General features: G+C 43.8%; 3 protein-coding genes. 2 read left to right on the forward strand and 1 reads right to left on the reverse strand.

Annotation, left to right across the window (positions count from 1 at the left end; genetic code table 11):
• Window positions 1–353: 353 nt before the first annotated feature.
• Window positions 354–848 carry a bilin-binding protein gene (locus F6K38_RS41230; protein ID WP_287360614.1) on the reverse strand — a complete coding sequence of 165 codons (495 nt, stop codon included), beginning with the start codon at window positions 846–848 and terminating at the stop codon, window positions 354–356.
• Between the two features lie 24 nt (window positions 849–872).
• On the opposite strand from F6K38_RS41230, the gene F6K38_RS41235 reads away from it, so the two are divergent.
• Both F6K38_RS41235 and F6K38_RS41240 read left to right on the forward strand, forming a co-directional pair.
• Complete coding sequence (locus F6K38_RS41235; RefSeq protein WP_287360615.1) at window positions 873–995, forward strand: hypothetical protein; 123 nt, start codon at window positions 873–875, stop codon at window positions 993–995.
• A gap of 296 nt (window positions 996–1,291) precedes the next feature.
• Window positions 1,292–1,697 (forward strand): TRAM domain-containing protein (locus F6K38_RS41240; RefSeq protein ID WP_287360617.1); only part of this gene is annotated, 406 nt, incomplete at its 3' end.

The following is a 1,697-nucleotide window of genomic DNA, read 5'->3' on the forward strand; positions in this document are numbered from 1 at the left end:
CTCCGATCAGCCAGAGCCATACCGATATATGAAATAAGGAAGGATGTGATGCTGATGTAGTGTGTTCTACCGTAATCAATTCCTGAAAGTCAACAGATATCATCCAGCCAAAAATACTATGGCTTAAAAGAAGAATTGATAATGAAAGCCAGGGCAGTTTTTTGATTAACCACATTTAATTTAAATAATCCCACGACTAAAATGCGTGGGATTTGAGGTCATTAATCATTAGTATTTTGTTAATTGTTAATTGTTAATGGCTAATTGTTAATTGACCATGGACAATTAACCATATCCTAGTATTAAATGACCAATGACTAATGACTAATCACCAATGACTTAGGACTAATGACTTAGGACTTAGGAGACATTGCTTGAATAATGTAATCGAAGTAGGGAGCTGTCAGCTCAGCATCCTCATCGGTTAGGATTCCCAAAGATGCCTCTTTTAAGCAATTTATTGCTTCTGACATCCCTGCCATTGGCACACCTAGGGCATTGTACATTTCTCTTGCCCCGATGATACCAATGTCTTCAATAGGTTTCTGATCACCAGCAAGCACACCATAGGTGACCAAGCGCAAGTACCATCCATAGTCCCGTAAACACTGATTTCGTTCACGCTGACCATAGGCATTGCCTCCTGGTGCTATGAAGTCAGGGCGTTTCTGCCACAGCTGACTACTGGCTTTTTGTACAATCTTTTTTTCATTTTCCGACAGGGTGGCAGCAATGCGCAATCGCTGCTCACCGCTTTGCAAAAAATCATTGATACTTTTGAGTTCACCAGAGCTGAGGTATCTCAGCTCGTCGTCGGCTTTGAGAATGACTTGACTAACTACACTCATGTTATTAGTTTATGGAGTTTTTTATTGAGTTACTCAGGCTATTCATCCCGAGCTAAATTACAGATTTTAGCTCGGGACTTGTTGCCAGAACTGTTAATTAGTAGTTTACCGACTTTGGGTGACACAACGGAAGGGCATTGGGCATAAGATGAACAAATAGAGCAAAACTGATGCTTGCTTGCTGGCATCGATATTCTATTTCCCCTCTTCCCCCATCCTGTAAATCCGCTCGAACCATCCGTTGCCCCCTCTTGCCATCTGTAGCTGGAATGAAAACAAAACTATCAGGATTTACGCAAAAACGCTATAAGTACTAGGGTAACTTAATAATAAACCCTACAGGTAGCGACGGGTGCGCCTTGATCAGGGGGTTTCTACCATCAGCGACTCCATTCGATCTCCCTACTCCGAAGCTCCCTACTCCCTGTTCCCTTTGCTATATGATGCCAATGATGATAACTAATCAGCCCAGCCCTGAGTGTTGGCAACAAGGTCAACTGATTGAGGTAATGATTACAGACCTCAGTGATAGTGGTGATGGCGTTGGACGCCTAGGAAATCGCGTCGTTTTTGTTCCGGATACTGTCACAGGCGATAGAGCTTTGGTGCGCCTGATGCGGGTCAAACCTAACTATGCTACTGGTAAGTTACACCAACTGTTAGTGGAATCCCCTAATCGTGTTCGTTCCCGATGTATCGTGGCGGATAAGTGTGGTGGTTGTCAATGGCAGCATGTGAGCTGGGACTATCAGCAGTTGGCGAAGCAAAATCAGGTGATTCAAGCCCTCAAACGCATTGGTGGATTTAGCGAACCCACCGTAGCCCCAATCTTAACCACAGATTCTCCCT

It is taken from the genome of Moorena sp. SIO3B2 (genome assembly GCF_010692525.1).
In the GTDB taxonomy this organism is placed as follows: Bacteria; Cyanobacteriota; Cyanobacteriia; order Cyanobacteriales; family Coleofasciculaceae; genus Moorena; species Moorena producens.

Coding starts and splice junctions, on each gene's coding strand:
- F6K38_RS41230 (WP_287360614.1), bottom strand. CDS start 848: ATGAGTGTAGTTAGTCAAGTCATTCTCAAAGCCGACGACGAGCTGAGA.